At 69.7% G+C, this 21,735-nt stretch carries 14 protein-coding genes; 9 read left to right on the top strand and 5 right to left on the bottom strand.

Annotation, left to right across the window (positions count from 1 at the left end):
- The first annotated feature begins 200 nt into the window (after positions 1 to 200).
- Positions 201 to 1,562: a type I glutamate--ammonia ligase gene (gene glnA, locus ACZ66S_RS00310; protein ID WP_007381571.1), complete on the top strand. Its 1,362-nt coding sequence runs from the start codon at positions 201 to 203 to the stop codon at positions 1,560 to 1,562.
- A gap of 57 nt (positions 1,563 to 1,619) precedes the next feature.
- On the opposite strand, the gene ACZ66S_RS00305 is transcribed toward glnA, so the two are convergent.
- Together ACZ66S_RS00305 and ACZ66S_RS00300 are read right to left on the bottom strand one after the other, a co-directional pair.
- Positions 1,620 to 2,054 carry a VOC family protein gene (locus ACZ66S_RS00305; protein ID WP_469898563.1) on the bottom strand — a complete coding sequence of 145 codons (435 nt, stop codon included), beginning with the start codon at positions 2,052 to 2,054 and terminating at the stop codon, positions 1,620 to 1,622.
- A gap of 40 nt (positions 2,055 to 2,094) precedes the next feature.
- Positions 2,095 to 2,604 (bottom strand): pyridoxamine 5'-phosphate oxidase family protein, encoded by a 510-nt coding sequence (locus tag ACZ66S_RS00300; protein ID WP_469898561.1) that lies wholly within the window; start codon positions 2,602 to 2,604, stop codon positions 2,095 to 2,097.
- Between the two features lie 188 nt (positions 2,605 to 2,792).
- Between ACZ66S_RS00300 and ACZ66S_RS00295 the strand changes: the two genes are divergently transcribed.
- On the top strand, positions 2,793 to 5,780 hold the full coding sequence (locus tag ACZ66S_RS00295; RefSeq protein ID WP_469898559.1) for a bifunctional [glutamine synthetase] adenylyltransferase/[glutamine synthetase]-adenylyl-L-tyrosine phosphorylase: 2,988 nt from the start codon (positions 2,793 to 2,795) through the stop codon (positions 5,778 to 5,780).
- Positions 5,781 to 5,813: 33 nt separating this feature from the next.
- Here the strand turns inward: ACZ66S_RS00295 and ACZ66S_RS00290 are convergent, their stop codons facing one another.
- Together ACZ66S_RS00290 and ACZ66S_RS00285 are read right to left on the bottom strand one after the other, a co-directional pair.
- Complete coding sequence (locus tag ACZ66S_RS00290) at positions 5,814 to 6,689, bottom strand: phosphatase PAP2 family protein (protein ID WP_469898558.1); 876 nt, start codon at positions 6,687 to 6,689, stop codon at positions 5,814 to 5,816.
- 131 nt (positions 6,690 to 6,820) lie between these two features.
- Positions 6,821 to 7,855: a LacI family DNA-binding transcriptional regulator gene (locus tag ACZ66S_RS00285; RefSeq protein ID WP_469898556.1), complete on the bottom strand. Its 1,035-nt coding sequence runs from the start codon at positions 7,853 to 7,855 to the stop codon at positions 6,821 to 6,823.
- A 361-nt stretch (positions 7,856 to 8,216) separates the two neighbouring features.
- Here ACZ66S_RS00285 and ACZ66S_RS00280 point away from each other — a divergent pair, with 361 nt between their 5' ends.
- The 6 genes from ACZ66S_RS00280 to ACZ66S_RS00255 all read left to right on the top strand — a co-directional run bounded on the left by ACZ66S_RS00280 (position 8,217) and on the right by ACZ66S_RS00255 (position 15,750).
- Positions 8,217 to 9,485, top strand: coding sequence for an extracellular solute-binding protein (locus ACZ66S_RS00280; protein WP_469898554.1), 1,269 nt, complete (start codon positions 8,217 to 8,219; stop codon positions 9,483 to 9,485).
- 106 nt (positions 9,486 to 9,591) lie between these two features.
- A complete protein-coding gene (locus ACZ66S_RS00275) occupies positions 9,592 to 10,596 on the top strand; it encodes a carbohydrate ABC transporter permease (RefSeq protein WP_469898553.1) in 1,005 nt (334 codons plus the stop codon).
- 13 nt (positions 10,597 to 10,609) lie between these two features.
- Complete coding sequence (locus ACZ66S_RS00270; RefSeq protein ID WP_469898551.1) at positions 10,610 to 11,518, top strand: sugar ABC transporter permease; 909 nt, start codon at positions 10,610 to 10,612, stop codon at positions 11,516 to 11,518.
- A gap of 181 nt (positions 11,519 to 11,699) precedes the next feature.
- Positions 11,700 to 13,361, top strand: coding sequence for a glycoside hydrolase family 13 protein (locus ACZ66S_RS00265; RefSeq protein WP_469899645.1), 1,662 nt, complete (start codon positions 11,700 to 11,702; stop codon positions 13,359 to 13,361).
- Positions 13,362 to 13,490: 129 nt separating this feature from the next.
- The gene (locus tag ACZ66S_RS00260; protein WP_469898549.1) at positions 13,491 to 14,057 is read left to right on the top strand and encodes a dihydrofolate reductase family protein; all 567 of its coding nucleotides are present in this window, start codon (positions 13,491 to 13,493) and stop codon (positions 14,055 to 14,057) included.
- 313 nt (positions 14,058 to 14,370) lie between these two features.
- A complete protein-coding gene (locus ACZ66S_RS00255) occupies positions 14,371 to 15,750 on the top strand; it encodes an alpha-amylase (protein WP_469898548.1) in 1,380 nt (459 codons plus the stop codon).
- Between the two features lie 12 nt (positions 15,751 to 15,762).
- On the opposite strand, the gene ACZ66S_RS00250 is transcribed toward ACZ66S_RS00255, so the two are convergent.
- Positions 15,763 to 16,104, bottom strand: coding sequence for a hypothetical protein (locus tag ACZ66S_RS00250; RefSeq protein WP_469898547.1), 342 nt, complete (start codon positions 16,102 to 16,104; stop codon positions 15,763 to 15,765).
- Between the two features lie 170 nt (positions 16,105 to 16,274).
- Between ACZ66S_RS00250 and pulA the strand changes: the two genes are divergently transcribed.
- Positions 16,275 to 21,680 carry a pullulanase-type alpha-1,6-glucosidase gene (gene pulA / locus ACZ66S_RS00245; protein WP_469898546.1) on the top strand — a complete coding sequence of 1,802 codons (5,406 nt, stop codon included), beginning with the start codon at positions 16,275 to 16,277 and terminating at the stop codon, positions 21,678 to 21,680.
- The last annotated feature ends 55 nt before the right edge of the window (positions 21,681 to 21,735 follow it).

Here is a 21,735-nt window from a genome sequence, read left to right as displayed (position 1 = left end):
CGTATGTCAGTCCGAGCAGGCAATATGGGCGGCAGAGCAGTACATCCGCCGGACGTGAGGCGTTCACCCCCGGGTCGCCGCGACGATCAAGGTCGGCAACGCGCACGAAATGCTGTTGTGGTGTGATGCTCAGGTGCCCGACCGCCTCCTGCGGGACACGGAGACAGGCGGCCTGACCAGCAAGGATGGGGAAGCGGAAGATGGACAAGCAGCAGGAGTTCGTGCTCCGGACCTTGGAGGAGCGCGACATCCGGTTCGTACGCCTGTGGTTCACGGACGTGCTGGGCTTCCTCAAGTCCGTCGCCGTGGCCCCGGCCGAGCTGGAACAGGCCTTCGACGAGGGCATCGGCTTCGACGGGTCCGCGATCGAGGGATTCGCCCGGGTGTACGAGTCCGACATGATCGCCAAGCCGGACCCGTCGACCTTCCAGGTCCTGCCCTGGCGCGCCGAGGCCCCCGGCACGGCCCGGATGTTCTGCGACATCCTCATGCCCGACGGCAGCCCCTCCTTCGCGGACCCCCGGTACGTGCTCAAGCGCGCCCTGGCCCGCACCTCCGACCTGGGCTTCACCTTCTACACCCACCCGGAGATCGAGTTCTTCCTCCTGAAGGACCGCCCGCTGGACGGCTCGCGCCCGACCCCGGCCGACAACTCCGGCTACTTCGACCACACCCCGCAGAACATCGGCATGGACTTCCGCCGCCAGGCGATCACCATGCTGGAGTCGATGGGCATCTCGGTCGAGTTCTCCCACCACGAGGGCGCCCCCGGCCAGCAGGAGATCGACCTGCGCTACGCCGACGCGCTCTCCACCGCCGACAACATCATGACGTTCCGCCTGGTCATGAAGCAGGTGGCGCTGGAGCAGGGCGTCCAGGCGACCTTCATGCCGAAGCCGTTCTCCGAGCACCCCGGCTCGGGCATGCACACGCACCTGTCCCTGTTCGAGGGCGACCGCAACGCGTTCTACGAGTCGGGCTCCGAGTACCAGCTCTCCAAGGTGGGCCGCTCCTTCATCGCGGGCCTGCTCAAGCACGCGGCGGAGATCTCCGCGGTCACCAACCAGTGGGTCAACTCCTACAAGCGCATCTGGGGCGGCACCGAGCGCACCGCGGGCGCCGGCGGCGAGGCCCCCTCCTACATCTGCTGGGGCCACAACAACCGCTCCGCACTGGTCCGGGTCCCGATGTACAAGCCCGGCAAGACCGGCTCGGCCCGCATCGAGGTCCGCTCCCTCGACTCCGGCGCCAACCCGTACCTCGCCTACGCCCTGCTCCTGGCCGCCGGCCTCAAGGGCATCGAGGAGGGGTACGAGCTCCCGCCGGGCGCCGAGGACGACGTCTGGGCCCTGTCCAACTCCGAGCGCCGCGCCATGGGCATCGAGCCCCTGCCCCAGAACCTGGGCGAGGCCCTCACCCTGATGGAGCGCAGCGACCTGGTCGCCGAGACCCTGGGCGAGCACGTCTTCGACTTCTTCCTGCGCAACAAGAAGAGCGAGTGGGAGGAGTACCGCAGCGAGGTCACGGCCTTCGAGCTGCGGAAGAACCTGCCGGTGCTGTAGGGCCGTGCCCCAGGGGCGCGGGGACCGTCGTGCGGTTCCCGCGCCCCCACGGGTGGGCTACTGGGCCGCCTGCTGGGCCAGGACCTGGTGCAGCGGCTCCGTCTCGCGGCGCTTGTACTCCTGGATCGCCCAGCCGTTGCCGTCCGGGTCCTTGAAGTACATGAAGGTGGCACCGTCCTGCGGGGCGAACTGGACCGGCTCGCTCACGTCCAGGCCGCGGGCGGTGAGCTCCTCGTAGGCCGCCTTCGCGTCCGTCACGCACAGTTGCATGCCGTGGTAGGTGCCGGGCTGCGGGGCGCCGGTCGGGATCTGGAGGCCGTCCACCAGGGCGATGGAACAGCCCGAGCCGGGCGGGGTGAGCTGGCAGATGCGGACGCCCTCCATCACCTCGCCGTCCAGATCCACGTGGAAACCGACCTTGTCGCGGTAGAACTCCTTGGCGCGGTCCACGTCCGTGACCGGCAGCAGGATCACTTCGAGGCTCATGTCCATGGCGTGACTCCCTTGTCGACGTCAGTACGGAGGGCCGTTCTCAGAACCGCCAGCGCGTCTGGCTGAACGGCTGTCCCTTACCGAAGCCGAAAACCGTGCGCGGCGCCACCGCATAGACGACGGCGTGTCCCGACCCGTGGTGGAAGTAGCCGTCCCGCACCTCGAAGCGCCAGAAGTCGCCGTACTTCGCCTCCCACGCGGCGGCCAGCTCACGCAGCCTCGTGTCGTCGGAGACCCGCACCGCCTCGCCCTCCACCACCAGGTCGTAGCCCTTGTCCCAGATGTTGGTGCCGGTCGTCAGCGTCACGTGCGCGTTGTGCGCGAGGTTCTTCGCCTTGCGCTCCTCGGGGCCGGTGCAGAAGTGCAGCGCCCCGTGGGCCCACACGGCCGGCAACGGCGTGACGTGCGGGCGCCCGTCCGGCCGTACCGTCGAGATCCAGAACAGTTCGGCGGAGGCCAGCAGGGACTGGGCGTCGGCCCAGGAGTGCGCCGTCGCGTCCGGGTCGCTGTAGCGGGCATCGAGGTGGGTCTCGGGTTCCTTCTCGGTCATCACAGAGCCTCCGGCTCGGGGAGCACCCGGGCCACCGCGGCGGTCCGGCTCGACACCCCCAGTCTGCCCAAGGCGTGCCCGGATGCGGAGCGGGACGCCCCGGAATCCGCCCACCGGCGCCCGGGCGCTTCCGTGCGGGTCTCCGGTTAGGCTCGATCGACACGACCTTGATCGGACGGGAGGCCGGGATGACGTCGGCGCCGGGGCGCAGGAGCAGTACCTTCACGCGGCTGCTGCGGCACGGTTTCACCGATCCGTCCGCCGCCGAGCGCCTGTTGGAGAGCGCCGAGCTGAGCGCCGTGCGCAACGACCCGGTGCTGCTGGAGGCACTCGGCGCGACCGCCGACCCCGATCTCGCGCTGCTCGGTCTCGTCCGGCTGCTGGAGGCGCAGCCCGACCGGGAACTGCTCGACACCGTGATAGCCGCCAAGCCGTTCCGCGACCGGCTGCTCGGGGTGCTCGGCGCCTCCGCCGCGCTCGCCGAGCACCTCGCCCTGCACCCCGCCGACTGGCACGCCCTCGTCACCTACGAGCCCCGCGACCTGCACCCCGGCGTCGAGGAGTTCGAGCGCGGGCTCGCCGGGGCCACCGACCCCGTCGCCCTGCGCGTCGCCTACCGGCGCTGCCTGCTGTCGATCGCCGCCCGTGACGTGTGCGGCACCATCGACCTCGCCGAGACCGCCGCCGAGCTCGCCGACCTCGCCACCGCGACCCTGCGCGCCGCGCTCGCCATAGCGCGGGCGGCCGCCCCCGAGGACGCGGCGCTGTGCCGGCTCGCGGTGATCGCGATGGGCAAGTGCGGTGGCCACGAACTCAATTACGTCTCCGACGTCGACGTCATCTTCGTGGGGGAGGCGGTGGACGGGGCCGACGAGGGCAAGGCCCTGCGCGCCGCCACCAAGCTGGCCTCGCACATGATGCGACTGTGCTCGGAGACGACCGTCGAGGGCTCCATCTGGCCCGTCGACGCCAACCTGCGGCCCGAGGGCAGGAACGGCCCGCTGGTGCGCACCCTCTCCAGCCACCTCGCCTACTACCAGCGCTGGGCCAAGACCTGGGAGTTCCAGGCCCTCCTCAAGGCCCGCCCGGTCGCCGGCGACCTGGACCTGGGCGAGGGATACGTCGCCGCCCTCGAACCCCTGGTCTGGAAGGCCGCCGAGCGCGAGAACTTCGTCGCCGACGTGCAGAAGATGCGCCGCCGGGTCGTGGAGAACATCCCCGTCGCCGAGCTCGACCGGCAACTGAAGCTCGGTCCCGGCGGTCTCCGGGACGTCGAGTTCGCCGTACAGCTCCTGCAGTTGGTGCACGGCCGGGAGGACGGCTCCCTGCGCAGCGGCACCACCCTCAACGCTTTGCAGGCCCTCGCCGCCGGCGGCTATGTCGGCCGGGCCGACGCCGCCCAGCTCGACGACGCCTACCGCTTCCTGCGCTCCATGGAGCACCGCATCCAGCTCTACCGGCTGCGCCGCACCCACCTCGTCCCCGAGGAGGAGACCGACCTGCGCCGCCTCGGCCGCTCCCTCGGTCTGCGCGCCGACCCGGTGACCGAGCTGAACCGCGAGTGGAAGCGGCACGCCTCCGTCGTACGACGACTGCACGAGAAGCTGTTCTACCGGCCGCTGCTGGACGCCGTGGCCCAACTCGGGCCCGGCGAGATCAGGTTGAGCGCCGGCGCCGCCCGGGAACGGCTGGTCGCGCTCGGGTACGCCGACCCGGCCTCCGCCCTGCGCCACCTGGAGGCCCTCGCCTCCGGCGTCACCCGCAAGGCCGCCATCCAGCGAACCCTCCTCCCGGTCCTGCTGGGCTGGTTCGCCGAGTCGGCCGACCCGGACGCCGGACTGCTCAACTTCCGCAAGGTGTCGGACGCGTTGGGCAAGACGCCCTGGTACCTGCGGCTGCTCCGGGACGAGGGCGCCGCCGCCGAGAACCTCGCGCGCGTCCTGTCCGCCGGCCGCCTCGCCCCCGACCTGCTGATGCGCGCCCCCGAGGCCGTGGCGCTCCTCGGGGACGGCGACGGCGGCGGGCTCGCGCCGCGCGGACGCGCCGGACTCGAACAGGAGATACTCGCCGCCGTCCGCCGCGCCGACGGGGCCGCCCAAGCGGTCACCGCGGCCCGTGGCGTCCGCCGCCGCGAACTCTTCCGTACGGCCGCCGCGGACATCGTCGGCTCCTACGGCACCGAGACCCAGCCCGCCGAACCGGACCAGGGCGCCCTGGTGGACCGTGTCGGTGCCGCCGTGTCCGACCTGACCGCCGCGACCCTCGCCGGCACCCTGCGCGCGGTGGTCCGCGACACCTGGGGCGACACCCTGCCGACCCGGTTCGCCGTCATCGGCATGGGCCGCTTCGGCGGCCACGAACTGGGCTACGGCTCCGACGCGGACGTCCTGTTCGTCCACGAGCCCGGTGAGGGCGTCGACGAGCGGGAGGCCTCGCAGGCCGCCAACAAGGTCGTTTCCGAGATGCGCCGGCTGCTCCAGATCCCGAGCGCCGACCCCCCGCTGCTCATCGACGCCGACCTGCGCCCGGAGGGCAAGTCGGGCCCGCTGGTGCGCACGCTGACCTCGTACGCGGCCTACTACCGCCGCTGGTCCCTGACCTGGGAGGCGCAGGCACTGCTGCGGGCCGAACCGGTCGCCGGGGACGCCGAGTTGGGCCGCCGCTTCGTCGAGCTCATCGACCCCCTGCGCTACCCGGAGGCCGGCCTCGGCGACGACGCGGTACGCGAGATCCGGCGGCTGAAGGCACGCATGGAGGCCGAGCGGATGCCGCGCGGCGCCGATCCGAAGCTGCACACCAAGCTCGGGCCCGGCGGCCTGTCCGACGTGGAGTGGACGGTCCAGTTGTTCCAGATGCGGCACGGGGCCGAGGTGCCGGGGCTGCGCACCACCCGCACCCGGGCGGCCCTCACCGCCGCACGGGACGCCGGGTTCATCTCCGCGGACGACGCCCAGGTCCTCGACGAGGCATGGGTGCTGGCGACCCGGGTGCGCAACGCGGTGATGCTGGTGCGCGGACGGGCCGGCGACACCTTCCCGGCCGAGGCCCGCGAACTCGCCGCGGTGGGTCGTTACCTGGGGTACGGACCGGGACACGCGGGGGACATGCTGGACGACTACCGCCGGACGGCCCGCCGGGCCCGGGGCGTGGTGGAGGAACTGTTCTACGGCGGATAGGGCGCGCGTTCCCGGCGGCGCGCCGGGTCGGGGCTAGGCCCTGGTGCGCACGGGGGCGCGCTCGTCCGCCCCGGTGGCCGGCGGGACGTACGGCACCTTCGGCAGGGCGTACGGCATCGCCCCGTACCAGAGGCGGGCCACCGTGAAGCCGAACAGCAGGCACAGCACGCCGCCGACCGCGTCCAGCCAGAAGTGGTTGGCCGTGGCGACGATGACCACGAGCGTCGCCGCCGGGTAGACGAGGCCCAGGACGCGGACCCAGGGCACCGACGCCAGCGCGAAGATCGTCAGACCGCACCACAGGGACCAGCCGATGTGCATGGACGGCATCGCGGCGTACTGGTTGGACATGTGCTTGAGGTCGCCGGAGGCCATCGAGCCCCAGGTCTCGTGGACCATGACCGTGTCGACGAAGTCGCCGCCGGTCATCAGCCGCGGGGGAGCGAGCGGGTACAGGTAGTAACCGACCAGGGCCACACCCGTCGTCGCGAAGAGGACCATGCGGGTCGCCGCGTAGCGGCCGGGATGGCTGCGGTAGAGCCAGACCAGGACGCCCAGCGTCACGACGAAGTGCAGGGTCGCGTAGTAGTAGTTCATCCCGACGACGAGCCAAGTCACCGAGTTGACCGCGTGGTTGACGGACTCCTCGACCGCGATGCCGAGGTGGTGCTCCATCCGCCAGATCCAGTCGGCGTTGCGCAGTGCCTGCGCCTTCTGCTCCGGCACCGCGTTGCGGATCAGCGAGTACGTCCAGTAACTCACCGCGATCAGCAGGATCTCGAACCACAGCCGAGGTCGGCGCGGGGTGCGCAGCCGACGCAGCAGAGCCGGCCGGTCCGCGGCCGTGAGGGAGTCCGGAACGGCCGCATTCCCGCGGTCTTCCAGACTGGTCACGGTCGAGTCACCCATAGACACAAAGTCTGCCAGAGACGCCTTACCCCACCGATCATCCCCCGGTCGGGTTCGGGTCGCATGTCCTACGACGGGGAGACTGTCCCGTTCTCCTACCGGCGCAGGGGGTAGGGCCCGGTTCCTCCGCCCTACGGACGAGTGCGGTCACCGGGGGCCGACGCGGTCGAACCCCGCACCACCAGCTCCGGCATGAACACGAACTCGCTGTGCGGCGCGGGCGTTCCGCCGATCTCCTCCAGCAGGGTCCGTACCGCCGCCTGTCCCATGGCCGGCACCGGCTTGCGGACCGTCGTCAGCGGCGGGTCGGTGAAGGCGATCAGCGGGGAGTCGTCGAAGCCCACGACCGACACGTCCCGCGGCACCTCAAGGCCCCGCTGGCGGGCCGCTCGTATCGCGCCCAGCGCCATCATGTCGCTCGCGCACACGACCGCCGTGCAGTCCCGGTCGATGAGGGCCGTCGCGGCCGCCTGACCGCCCTCCAGGGTGTACAGCGAGTGCTGGACGAGGTCCGCCTCGACGGTCGCCGCGGCCAGCCCGAGCTGGTCCTGCATGGTGCGCACGAAACCCTCGATCTTGCGCTGCACCGGCACGAAACGCTTGGGTCCGAGCGCCAGGCCGATCCGGGTGTGCCCCAGCGACACCAGATGGGTCACCGCCAGCGCCATCGCCGCCCGGTCGTCGGGGGAGATGAACGGCGCCTGCACCTTCGGCGAGAAGCCGTCCACGAGCACGAACGGCACGCCCTGCGCCCGCAACTGCTCGTAGCGCTGCATGTCGGCGGAGGTGTCCGCGTGCAGCCCGGAGACGAAGATGATGCCGGCCACGCCCCGGTCGACGAGCATCTCGGTGAGCTCGTCCTCCGTGGAGCCGCCCGGGGTCTGGGTGGCGAGGACCGGGGTGTACCCCTGCCGGGTCAGCGCCTGGCCGATCACCTGGGCCAGGGCCGGGAATATCGGGTTCTCCAGCTCCGGGGTGATCAGGCCCACCAGGCCCTCGCTGCGCTGCCGCAGCCGTACCGGGCGCTCGTAGCCCAGCACGTCGAGTGCGGCGAGCACGGACTGGCGAGTGGTGGCGGCGACACCCGGCTTCCCGTTGAGGACGCGGCTGACGGTCGCTTCGCTCACCCCCGCCTGAGCAGCGATGTCGGCTAGCCGTGTGGTCACGGCACCGGACTGTACCGGCCGTATCGTCATCGCGGTCCCTCTGTTCTGGTCGGCGCCCGTGGTCCCGCAAAGGGATGATTCCCGCACGGGAGGGGGATGGCAAGAGCTTGCAGAGTCTTGCACAACCCGTAGTCATCCCGCTCAGCCCCGTAAAACAAGGGTCTCGCGACGGTCGACGAGGGATCACGGCGGGGTAACTTCCGCAGTCTCTTGCACTTTTTTTCTGCAAGGTCTTTCGCAAGTCTTGCATCGCTGTTACGTTCCCACTCGCCCGGCGGCCGCAACGGCGCAGTCGGCAGGCAGGGACGGCAGACGGGGCCGACACCTGCACCACACGGGCTTTCACCCTCAAGGAGAACTCATGCGGCGTGGCATAGCGGCCACCGCGCTGGTGGCGTCTTTCGCCCTCGCGGCGACGGCCTGCGGCGGAAGCGACAGCGGCGACAAGGCCGACGGTCCGGTCACCATCACCTGGTGGGACACCTCCAACGCCACCAATGAGGCGCCGACGTACAAGGCCCTGATCAAGGACTTCGAGGCCGCCAACAAGGACGTCAAGGTCAAGTACGTCAACGTCCAGTTCGACCAGGCGCAGAACAAGTTCGACACCGCCGCCGGCGCGAGCGGCGCCCCCGACGTGCTGCGCTCCGAGGTCGGCTGGACGCCGGCCTTCGCCAAGAAGGGCTACTTCCTGCCCCTCGACGGCACCGAGGCCCTCGCCGACCAGGCCAAGTTCAAGTCGAACCTGATCGAGCAGGCCAAGTACGACGGCAAGGTCTACGGTGTCCCGCTGGTCACCGACACCCTCGCCCTCGTCTACAACAAGCAGCTCTTCGAGAAGGCCGGCGTCGAGGCCCCCAAGACCTGGGACGACCTGAAGAAGGCCGCCGCCACCATCAAGGCCAAGACCGGCGTCGACGGCTACTGGGGCTCCACCCAGGCCTACTACGCCCAGACCTTCCTCTACGGCGAGGGCACCGACACCGTCGACGTCGCCGCGAAGAAGGTCACGGTGAACTCGGACGCCGCCAAGAAGGGCTACGGCACCTGGCTGAGCCTCTTCTCCGGCAAGGGCCTGCACAAGGCCGACACCACCGCCGACGCCTACGCCCACATCCAGGACGCGTTCGTCAACGGCAAGGTCGCCGCGATCATCCAGGGTCCCTGGGAGATCACGAACTTCTACAAGGGCTCCGCGTTCGCCGACAAGTCCAACCTCGGCATCGCCACCGTCCCGGCCGGCTCCACCGGCAAGGCGGGCGCCCCGACCGGCGGCCACAACCTCTCGGTCTACGCCGGCTCGGACTCCGCCCACCAGAAGGCGGCCCTGAAGTTCGTGAACTTCATGACCTCCGCGAAGTCCCAGTCGACCATCGCGCTGAAGAACTCCACGCTGCCCACCCGCGACGACGCCTACACCACCGAGGTCAAGGCCGACCCGGGCATCGCCGGCTACGGCACGGTCCTCGGCGCCGCCCAGCCGCGCCCGGCCCTGCCCGAGTACAGCTCCCTGTGGGGCCCGCTGGACACCGAGCTGCCGAAGATCGCCGGTGGCAAGGAGTCCCTGGACAAGGGCCTGAGCACCGCCGAGACCGCCATCGCCAAGCTGGTGCCGGACTTCAGCAAGTGAGCCGAGTGACCGCCGGACCTCCCGGGCAAGGGGGGAGGGATCCGGCGGTCACCGGTCTGTGCCCAGCCACTTCTCAGAGCCGCAGAACTTCCAGAAGGTGTCGAACATGACAGTCGCCATCGACCGCGCCACCGGCAGACGCCGCGGTGACCGCGCGCCGCGGCCCGGGCTGGGCCAACGCCTGAAGCACAGCTACCAGAAACACTGGTACGCCTACGCGATGATCGCCCCGGTGGCGGTCGTCATCGGTGTCCTCGTGCTCTACCCGCTGGTCTACGGCGTCTACCTCACGCTCACCGACGCCAACAGCCTGAACACGGCGCGCACGATCGGCGTCAACCACATCGACGCCACCTACAAGTTCATCGGCCTGGACAACTACGCCGACATCCTGTGGGGCGACACCGCCTACGACCGCTTCTGGTCGCACTTCATCTGGACCATCGTCTGGACGGCCCTGTGCGTCGCCCTGCACTACTGCATCGGGCTCGGCCTCGCGCTGCTGCTCAACCAGAAGCTGCGCGGCCGCACGCTGTACCGGCTGCTCCTGGTGCTGCCCTGGGCCGTGCCGACCTTCGTCACCGTCTTCGGCTGGCGGTTCATGCTCGCCGACGGCGGCATCATCAACTCCGCCCTGGACGCACTCCACCTGCCGAGTCCCTCCTGGCTGGAGGACACCGCCTGGCAGCGGTTCGCCGCGATCATGGTCAACACCTGGTGCGGAGTGCCGTTCATGATGGTCTCGCTGCTCGGCGGGCTCCAGTCCATCGACGCCTCGCTGTACGAGGCCGCCGAGATGGACGGCGCGACCGCCTGGCAGCGGTTCCGGTACGTCACCCTCCCCGGACTGAGGAGCGTCAGCTCCACCGTGGTCCTGCTCGGCATCATCTGGACGTTCAACCAGTTCGCCGTGATCTTCCTGCTGTTCGGCAACACCGCGCCGGACGCGCAGATCCTCGTGACCTGGGCCTACTACCTGGGCTTCGGACAGCAGCCGCGTGACTTCGCCCAGTCGGCGGCGTACGGCATCCTGCTGCTGGCCATCCTGATCGTCTTCACCTCCTTCTACCGCCGCTGGCTGAACCGCAATGACCAGCAGCTCGCGATCTGAGGCAGGAGCTCCCATGAGTACGACCACAGTCGAGACCTCCGCCGCGGTGCCCGAGGCCGGCCCCGCACCGGCACCCCGCCGGGTCCGCCGCCGCGGTGAGCAGAGCCGCGCAGGCTCCCTCGTCTCGCACGGCATCCTGATCGTCGCGAGCCTGATCGCGCTGTTCCCGATCGCCTGGCTGGTCTTCCTGTCCCTCGGCCCGGACAAGGACGACTACCTCCACCCGGGCGGCATCTGGAAGAAGATGACGTTCGACAACTACTCGTTCGTCCTTCAGCACACGGAGTTCTTCTCCTGGCTCAAGAGCTCGCTGATCGTCTCGCTGGGCACCACGGTGATCGGCGTGCTGATCGCCGCGACCACCGGGTACGCCGTCTCCCGGATGCGCTTCCCGGGCTACCGCAAGTTCATGTGGGTGCTCCTGGTCACCCAGATGTTCCCGGTGGCCGTGCTCATGGTGCCGATGTACCAGATGCTCTCGGACCTCCAGCTCATCGACAGCTACCTCGGGCTCGTCCTCGTGTACTGCTCGACGGCGGTGCCGTACTGCGCCTGGCTGCTCAAGGGCTACTTCGACACCATCCCCTTCGAGATCGACGAGGCCGGACGCGTGGACGGGCTGACCCCCTTCGGCACGTTCGCGCGGCTGATCCTGCCGCTGGCCAAGCCGGGACTCGCGGTCGCCGCGTTCTACAGCTTCCTCACCGCCTTCGGCGAGGTCGCGTTCGCCTCGACGTTCATGCTGTCCGACACGAAGTACACCTTCGCCGTGGGACTCCAGAGCTTCGTGAGCGAGCACGACGCCCAGCGGAACCTGATGGCCGCGACGGCGGTGCTGATCGCGATACCGGTGTCCGCGTTCTTCTACCTCGTGCAGAAGAACCTCGTCACCGGGCTCACCGCGGGCGGCACGAAGGGCTGACCGCCGGTCGAGCCGCGAGGGCCGTCGGTTGTCCGCGGCTCCGTCGTGGCTGACCGCGCAGTTCCCCGCGCCCCCGAAGACCCGAGGTGGCCGTGGTCTCCATCCGACCCCGCTGTGACCACGGCCGCCTCGTCAATTCCCTACCTTTGACCTGATGAACCCGTTACGTACCAAGGACGCCATGAGCCAGCAGCACTCCGCCCTCGCCCCGGCCCCTCACTCCGCCGAAGCCAAGCGCAGCGACTGGTGGCGGGACGCCGTGATCTACCAGGTCTATCCGCGCAGCTTCGCCGACAGCAACGGCGACGGCATGGGCGACCTGGAGGGCATCCGCACCCGACTGCCGTACCTGCGCGAGCTCGGCGTGGACGCCGTGTGGCTCAGCCCCTTCTACGCCTCCCCGCAGGCCGACGCCGGATACGACGTCGCCGACTACCGGGCCGTGGACCCCATGTTCGGCAACCTCCTGGACGCCGACGCGCTGATCCGGGACGCCCGCGAGCTGGGCCTCAGGATCATCGTCGACCTGGTCCCCAACCACTCCTCCGACCAGCACGAGTGGTTCAAGCGGGCCATCGCCGAGGGCCCCGGATCGCCGCTGCGGGAGCGCTACCACTTCCGCCCCGGCAAGGGCGAGAACGGCGAACTCCCGCCCAACGACTGGGAGTCCATCTTCGGCGGCCCCGCCTGGACCCGCGTCGAGGACGGGGAGTGGTACCTGCACCTCTTCGCCCCCGAGCAGCCCGACTTCAACTGGGACCACCCGGCCGTCGGCGACGAGTTCCGCTCGATCCTGCGCTTCTGGCTGGACATGGGCGTGGACGGCTTCCGCATCGACGTGGCCCACGGCCTGGTGAAGGCGGACGGGCTTCCCGACCTCGGATCCCACGACCAGGTGAAGCTCCTGGGCAACGATGTCATGCCGTTCTTCGACCAGGACGGCGTCCACGAGATCTACCGCCAGTGGCGTCTGATCCTCGACGAGTACTCCGGCGAGCGCATTTTTGTCGCCGAGGCGTGGACCCCGACCGTCGAGCGCACCGCGAACTACGTCCGCCCGGACGAGCTGCACCAGGCGTTCAACTTCCAGTACCTCGCCACCGCGTGGGACGCCGAGGAGCTGCGCGGGGTCATCGACCGCACCCTGGAGGCGATGCGCCCGGTCGGCGCCCCGGCCACCTGGGTGCTCTCCAACCACGACGTCACCCGGCACGCCACCCGCTTCGCCAACCCGCCCGGCCTCGGCACCCAGATCCGCACGGCGGGGGACCGGGAGCTCGGTCTGCGCCGCGCCCGCGCCGCCACCCTGCTCATGCTGGCGCTGCCCGGGTCGGCGTACATCTACCAGGGCGAGGAGCTCGGCCTCCCGGACGTCGTCGACCTCGCCGACGAGGTCCGCCAGGACCCGGCGTACTTCCGCGGCGCGGGCCAGGACGGCTTCCGCGACGGCTGCCGGGTGCCGATCCCCTGGACGCGCGAGGGATCGTCGTACGGCTTCGGCGCGGGCGGCAGTTGGCTGCCCCAGCCGTCGGACTGGGCCGAGCTGAGCGTGGAGGCGCAGACCGGCGACCCCGGCTCCACCCTGGAGCTGTACCGCACGGCCCTCGCCGTCCGCCGTGACCGGCCCGACCTGGGCGCCGGCGACGCGGTCGAGTGGCTGCGGGCCCCCGAGGGTGTCCTGGCCTTCCGGCGCGGGGACTTCGTGTGCGTCGCGAACACCGGCGGCGAGTCGGTGACGACCCCGGCGTACGGCCGGCTGCTGCTCGCCAGCGGTGAGGTCGCCGAGGTCGACGGCGACGCCAAGGTGCTGGCCGACACGACCGTGTGGTGGACGACCGCCTGAGCGAGCGCGCGAGGAATCACCGGGCCCGAAGGGGTCCGGTGATTTTTTTCTCCGGCGTGTCGATCGGCGGCGACCGCGTTCGACGCTTGGGTGAAAGGGCGAACAGCGCCCCTTGTCCGAGGAGTGACCATGCAGATCCGCGCCCGCATGAGCATGAGTGCCGACGGCTACGTGACCACACCGAACGGCTGGCCCGCCCTCACCGCCGACCCCGCGTTCGTCCCCGGTCAGAGCCATGGCATTCGCGAGTTCCTGGCGGACTGCGAGGCAGCCCTGATGGGCCGTACGACCTTCGAGCCCGCGCTGAGCAACAGCCGCTGGCCGTGGCCGGACCTGGACGTGTTCGTCCTCGGCTCGCACCGCCCGGAGGGCACCCCCGACCACGTCACCACCGACAGCGACCCGGCCCGGCTGCTGGAGAAGATCCGCGCCGCCAACCGGGGCGGGGACGTGCACCTGATCGGCGGTCCTCGGACCATCGCCACCTTCCACGCGCTCGGCGCGCTGGACCGCCTCGAACTCGTCGTCCTGCCCGTGCTGTTCGGCGGCGGCACCCAACTGACCCCGGCACTCAGCCCCGAGACCGGACTGACCTTCCAGAGCCAACGCGCCCTGCCCGAGGGGTCGGTGGAGATCGTCTACTCCTGCGGGGGCCGCCGCGAGGACCTGCCGGAGAAGCCGGCCAGTCAGCGGTGAGTCCGGAGCGCGGACACGGGAACGGGCGGCGGTCGAGGAGCCGTCGCGCCGACGGCCACCGCTCTCGCGGTGCGGCGCGGAACGCCTGGTCCGAGGGTCATGTACGGCTCCCCACGGTCCCGATGGACTCCGAGGCGATATGACGGGCTTCAACAACCTGTGAGCGTGCGGCAGTTGAGAAGGGCACGTCAAGACGGTGCGTGAAAGTTCTTGCTGTGAATTGCAAGCCTCTTGCTGTAAGGCTTTCGTCGGCGGTACGTTCTCGCCGGCGCCGGGCAAAGACGCCCGGCCGTCACGCAAGGAGAACCCCCACGTGATATCGAGATGGTCCAGCTCCGCGACCGCCGCCGCCCTCGCCGCCACGGTCGCCGTCCTCACCCCCACCGCCGCCCAGGCCTCCCCGCCGGGCACCAAGGACGTCACCGCAGTCCTCTTCGAGTGGAACTTCGCCTCCGTCGCCAAGGAGTGCACCAACACCCTCGGCCCCGCCGGATACGGCTACGTCCAGGTCTCCCCGCCCGCCGAGCACATCCAGGGCTCGCAGTGGTGGACGTCGTACCAGCCGGTCAGCTACCGGATCGCCGGCCGGCTCGGTGACGCCACCGCCTTCCAGAACATGGTGAACACCTGCCACAACGCCGGTGTGAAGGTCGTCGTCGACGCCGTCGTCAACCACATGTCCGCGGGCAGCGGCACCGGCACCGGCGGCTCGTCGTACACGAAGTACAACTACCCGGGCCTGTACTCCTCCTACGACATGGACGACTGCACGTCCACCATCAGCGACTACACCAACCGCGCCAACGTCCAGAACTGCGAACTCGTCGGCCTCGCCGACCTGGACACCGGCGAGAGCTACGTCCGCGCCACCATCGCGGGCTACTTGAACTCCCTGCTCGGCTACGGCGTCGACGGCTTCCGCATCGACGCGGCCAAGCACATCCCGACCGCCGACCTCGCCAACATCAAGTCCCGGCTGAGCAACCCGTCGGTCTACTGGAAGCAGGAGGTCATCTACGGCAGCGGAGAGGCCGTCCAGCCCACCGAGTACACCGGCAACGGGGACGTCCAGGAGTTCCGGTACGCCTACGACCTCAAGCGTGTCTTCAACAACGAGAACCTCGCCTACCTGAAGAACTACGGTGAGGGCTGGGGCTACCTGAGCAGTTCGGTCGCGGGTGTCTTCGTCGACAACCACGACACCGAGCGCAACGGCTCCACCCTCAACTACAAGGACGGGGCCAACTACACCCTGGCCAACGTCTTCATGCTCGCCTACCCGTACGGCGCCCCGGACGTCAACTCCGGCTACGAGTGGTCCGACACGGACGCCGGACCGCCCAACAACGGCTCGGTGAGCGCCTGTTGGCAGGACGGCTGGAAGTGCCAGCACGCCTGGCCGGAGATCCTCCGCATGGTCGCCTTCCGCAACGCGACCCGCGGTGAGTCGGTCACCAACTGGTGGGACAACGGCGGCGACGCGATCGCCTTCGGCCGCGGTGCCAAGGGGTACGTCGCCATCAACCACGAGTCGAGCAGCCTGAGCCGGACCTACCAGACCTCGCTGCCCGCCGGGACGTACTGCAACGTGCAGAACAACACGTCGGTGACGGTGAACTCCAGCGGCCAGTTCACCGCCACCCTCGGCGCCAACACGGCACTCGCGATCTACGCGGGCAAGTCGAGCTGCTGAGCCGCTCGGACCTCAGGCTTCCGCCCCTGTTCCGGCTGTCCGCCGCCGGCGCAGGGGCGGTCGTCCGAGTATCTCGATGTACATGATCCGGCCGTGCACCACGTCGAGGATCAGATCACCCGACGAGGGCAGCAGCGGCACACAGCGATGCCCCGGACCGTACGGCTGTCCCCGCGGATGCTCCGCCGTCAGGAGGCTCTGGCAGAAGTCGTCCCCGCAGTCGCACGCGCCGACCAGCCGGACGTCCCGCACGCAGATGGCCAACTCGCGTTCCCCCTCCGCGTCCAGGAGGGCGACCAGTTCGTCGATCAGTCCCGGGTGGACCTCGCGCACCAGGGGAGGTTCCTGCTCCATGCCCGGAAGGTAGCCGTGTGCCGCCCGTGAGGCCACTGGTTATAGGGGCCACACCGGTTCGTGAAAGTTCTTTCTGGTCGTTTCAGGACTCTTGCTGTAAGTCTTACGGCGGCGATACGGTCACGCGGGGTCGGACCCGTAGAGCCGTACATCGCAAGGAGTCCACGTCTGTGATACCGAGATGGCCGGTGCCGTCCAGGCGCCGCACCACGCATGCCGGACGGGTCGCCGCGGTCACCGTGACCGCGCTGGCCGCAGCGCTCGTCCAGCCGTTGTCCGCCCGGGCGGACACCCCGCCGCCACCGCCCTCCGACGCGAAGCTCGCCGCGGAACCGGCCCGGCACGACGACACCCGCGAGCAGTTCTACTTCGTCCTGCCGGACCGTTTCGCCAACGGCGACACCGGCAATGACAAGGGCGGCCTCACCGGCACGCGCCTGACCACCGGCTACGACCCCACCGACAAGGGCTTCTACCAGGGCGGCGACCTCAAGGGCCTCACGAAGAGGCTCGACTACATCAAGGGCCTCGGCACCACCTCCATCTGGATGGCGCCGATCTTCAAGAACCGGCCCGTGCAGGGCACGGGGTCCAACGCCTCGGCCGGCTACCACGGTTACTGGATCACCGACTTCACCCAGGTCGACCCGCACTTCGGCACCAACAAGGACCTGGAGACGCTGATCTCCAAGGCCCACGCCAAGGGCATGAAGGTCTTCTTCGACGTCATCACCAACCACACGGCCGACGTCGTCGACTACGAGGAGAAGTCCTACGACTACCTCTCCAAGGGCGCCTTCCCGTACCTGACGAAGGACGGCGAGCCCTTCGACGACGCGGACTACGCGTCCGGCGACCGGAAGTTCCCGGCGGTCGACACCGACTCCTTCCCGCGCACCCCGACGGTCACCGGCACGGGCGCCAAGGTCCCGTCCTGGCTCAACGACCCGAGGATGTACCACAACCGCGGTGACTCCACCTACGCCGGCGAGTCCACCACCTACGGCGACTTCTCCGGCCTCGACGACCTGTGGACCGAGCGTCCCGAGGTCGTGCGGGGCATGGAGAGGATCTACCAGCGCTGGGTCCGCGACTTCGACATCGACGGCTTCCGGATCGACACCGTGAAGCACGTGAACATGGAGTTCTGGACCCAGTGGGCCACGGCCCTCGACGCGTACGCGGCCAAGCAGGGCCGCAAGAACTTCTTCATGTTCGGCGAGGTCTACTCCGCCGACACGGCGGTCACCTCGCCGTACGTCACCCAGGGCCGGCTCGACGCCACGCTGGACTTCCCCTTCCAGGAGGCCGCCCGGCAGTACGCCTCCCAGGGCGGCAGCGCGCGCAAGCTCGCGTCCGTCTTCGGCGACGACTACAGGTACACGACCGACAAGGCCAACGCCTACGAGCAGGTCACCTTCCTCGGCAACCACGACATGGGCCGCATCGGGTACTTCCTGAACCAGGACAACCCGAAGGCCACCGACGCCGAACTCCTCGCCAAGGACGAGCTGGCCAACGAGCTGATGTTCCTCAGCCGCGGCAACCCCGTCGTCTACTACGGCGACGAGCAGGGCTTCACCGGCGCGGGCGGCGACAAGGACGCCCGCCAGACGATGTTCGCCTCGAAGACCGCCGACTACCTCGACGACGACGAGATCGGCACCGACCGCACCCACGCGAGCGACGCCTACGACACGGGCGCCCCGCTCTACCGGCGGATCGCCGCCCTGGCCGAGCTCCGCAAGGCCAACCCGGCGCTCACCGACGGCGTCCAGGAGGAGCGGTACGCGGCCGACGGAGCCGGGATCTACGCCTTCTCCCGCACCGACGCCAGGACCGGCCAGGAGTACGTGGTCGCCTTCAACAACGCGAACGAGGCCAAGTCGGCCACGTTCGCGACCGGTTCGGCGGACATGGCCTACCAGGGCGTCTACGGCGGCGCGTCGGGCGTCACCTCCGACGCCGACAAGAAGGTCACCGTCACCGTCCCCGCCGGTTCCGCGATCGTCCTCAAGGCGACCGGCAAGCCCGCCAGGACCGCCGCGAAGCCGACGCTCACCCTCAAGGCCCCGGCCGCCGGCGCCACCGGCACGGTGGAGCTCACCGCCGACGTGGAAGGCGGACAGCTCAACCGGGTCGTCTTCGCCGCGCAGACCGGCAACGGCACGTGGCGCACCCTCGGCTCCGCAGACCACGCCCCCTACAAGGTCACGCAGACCATCGGCAAGGACGTACCGGCCGGAACGACCCTGCGCTACAAGGCCGTTGTCGTCGACCTCGCCGGACGCACCGCGAGCGCGACCGCCACGAGCACCACCGGCACCCCGCCCGCCGAGGAGACCCCCACCGCCTCCTCCCGGGACTACGCGGTCGTCCACTACCAGCGCACCGACGGCGACTACGACAACTGGGGCCTGTACGCCTGGGGCGACCTCGCCGACGGCGAGTCCACCACCTGGCCCGCGAGCCACCCCTTCGTCGGCCGGGACGCGTACGGCGCCTTCGCCTACGTCAAGCTGAAGCCCGGTGCGTCCAACGTCGGCTTCCTCGTCATCGACAAGGACGGGAACAAGGACGTCTCCACCGACCGCACGATCGACGTCACCCAAACCGGTGAGATCTGGATCGAGCAGGGCAAGGACACCGTACGGACGGAGCGGCCCGACTACCCGGCGCAGGACACCACGAAGGCGGTCGTCCACTACCACCGCGCCGACGGGAACTACGACGGCTGGGGCCTGCACGTCTGGACCGGCGCCGCGAGCCCCACCGACTGGTCCAAGCCCTTGCAGCCGGTCCGGACGGACGCCTACGGCGCGGTCTTCGAGGTGCCCCTCAACGACGGTGCCACAAGCCTCAGTTACATCATCCACAAGGGCGACGAGAAGGACCTGCCCACCGACCGGTCGCTGGACCTGACGGCGAACGGCCACGAGGTGTGGCTGCTGAACGGCCAGGAGAAGTACCTGCTCCCGCAGCCCGCCGGATCGGCGGCCGCGCTCGACCTGACCACCTCCAAGGCGGTCTGGATCGACAGGGACACGGTCGCCTGGAACGGCTCGGAGGCGGCCGCCTCCACCCAGCTCCTGTACTCCCACGACGGCTCCATCGCCGTCCACGACGGAGCCCTGACCAGCGACGACGAGCGGTGGCTGCGGCTCACCAGAACCACCCTGACCGACGCCCAGAAGGCCGCGTTCCCGCACCTGAAGGACTACACGGCCTGGTCCGTCGACCCACGGGACACCGATCGGGTGAAGGAAGCCCTCAGCGGACAGCTCGTCGCCTCCCAACGGGCCGCTAACGGTGCGGTGCTGGCGGCGACCGGCGTACAGATCGCGGGCGTGCTCGACGACCTGTACCCGAAGGCGACCAAGGCCGACCTGGGACCGACCTTCAGCAAGGGACGCCCGACGCTCGCGGTCTGGGCGCCGACCGCGCAGTCCGTGCAGCTCGAACTCGACGGCTCCACGGTCGCGATGAGGCGTGACGCCGGCACCGGCGTCTGGTCCGTCACCGGCCCCGCGTCCTGGAAGGGCAAGCCCTACCGGTACGTCGTGAAGGTCTGGGCGCCCAGCGCCGGGAAGGTCGTCACCAACAAGGTCACCGACCCCTACTCGGTCGCCCTCACCACCGACTCCGCGCGCAGCCTCGTCGTCGACCTCGACGACAGGGCCCTCGCCCCGGGCGGCTGGACGACCTACACCAAGCCGAAGGCCGTACCCCTCAAGGACGCCGAGATCCAGGAACTGCACATCCGGGACTTCTCGGTGGCGGACAAGACGGTCCCGGCGAAGGACCAGGGCACCTACCTCGCCTTCGCCGACAAGAACAGCGACGGCTCCCAGCACCTGAGGAAGCTGGCCCAGGCGGGCACGTCGTACGTGCACCTGCTGCCCGCCTTCGACATCGCCACCATCCCCGAGAAGAAGTCCGACCGGGCGACCCCCGACTGCGACCTCGCGTCCTACGCCGCCGACTCCGACCAGCAGCAGGAGTGCGTCGCGAAGGCCGCCGCGAAGGACGCCTACAACTGGGGCTACGACCCGTACCACTACACGGTCCCCGAGGGCTCGTACGCGACCGACCCGAACGGCACCGGCCGTACGGTCGAGTTCCGGAAGATGGTCAAGTCCCTCAACGACGACGGCCTGAGGGTCGTCATGGACGTCGTCTACAACCACACCGCGGCGAGCGGACAGGCCGCCACCAGCATCCTCGACCGGATCGTCCCCGGCTACTACCAGCGGCTCCTCGCCGACGGCTCGGTCGCCAACAGCACCTGCTGCGCCAACACGGCCACCGAGAACGCCATGATGGGCAAGCTCGTCGTCGACTCGATCGTCACCTGGGCCAAGGAGTACAAGGTCGACGGCTTCCGCTTCGACCTCATGGGCCACCACCCCAAGGCCAACATCCTGGCCGTGCGCAAGGCCCTCGACGCGCTGACCCTCAAGAAGGACGGCGTCGACGGGAAGAAGATCATCCTCTACGGCGAGGGCTGGAACTTCGGCGAGGTCGCCGACGACGCCCGCTTCGTGCAGGCCACGCAGAAGAACATGGCCGGCACCGGGATCGCCACCTTCTCCGACCGCTCCCGCGACGCCGTGCGCGGCGGCGGACCCTTCGACGAGGACCCCGGCGTCCAGGGCTTCGCGTCCGGGCTCTACACGGACCCCAACGCGTCCACGGCCAACGGGACCGAGGCGCAGCAGAAGGCCCGTCTGCTCCACTACCAGGACCTCATCAAGGTGGGCCTGTCCGGCAACCTCTCCCGGTACCGCTTCACCGACACCGACGGCAAGGAGGTCACCGGTGCCCAGGTCGACTACAACGGACAGCCCGCCGGATACGCGGACGCGCCCGGTGACGCCCTCGCCTACGCCGACGCGCACGACAACGAGTCGCTGTTCGACGCGCTGACCTACAAGCTGCCCGCCGGCACCGGCGCCTCCGACCGGGCCAGGATGCAGGTCCTCGCCATGGCCACGGCCGCCCTCTCGCAGGGCCCCGCGCTCTCCCAGGCGGGCACCGACCTGCTGCGCTCCAAGTCCCTGGACCGCAACTCCTTCGACAGCGGGGACTGGTTCAACGCGATCCACTGGAACTGCCAGGACGGCAACGGCTTCGGCCGCGGCCTGCCCATGGCGGCCGACAACACCACCAAGTGGCCGTACGCCAAACCCCTGCTGGGCTCGGTGAAGGTCGGCTGCGCGCAGATCGAGGGGGCCTCGGCCGCCTACCGGGACCTGCTGAGGATCCGTACGACAGAGCAGGCGTTCTCGCTCGGCACGGCGGACCAGGTGCAGTCCCGGCTGTCCTTCCCGCTGTCCGGGAAGGACGAGACGCCAGGGGTGATCACCATGGAACTCGGTGACCTGGTCGTCGTCTTCAACGCCACCCCGAAGGCACAGGACCAGCGGGTCGCCGACCTTGCCGGAAGCACCTACCGGCTGCACCCCGTGCAGGCGGCGGGGGCGGACTCTACCGTCAAGGAGGCGTCCTACGACAAGAAATCCGGTTCCTTCGCCGTCCCGGCCAGGACCGTGGCTGTTTTCATCCGCCATCCCTAGCTGAACGCATTACCTTGGTGGAGCAGGCCCCGAACCCCGGTCTGCTCCACCAGTG

Source organism: Streptomyces sp. NPDC107471 (genome assembly GCF_055582845.1).
This window is presented reverse-complemented; position numbering and strand designations above follow the sequence as displayed.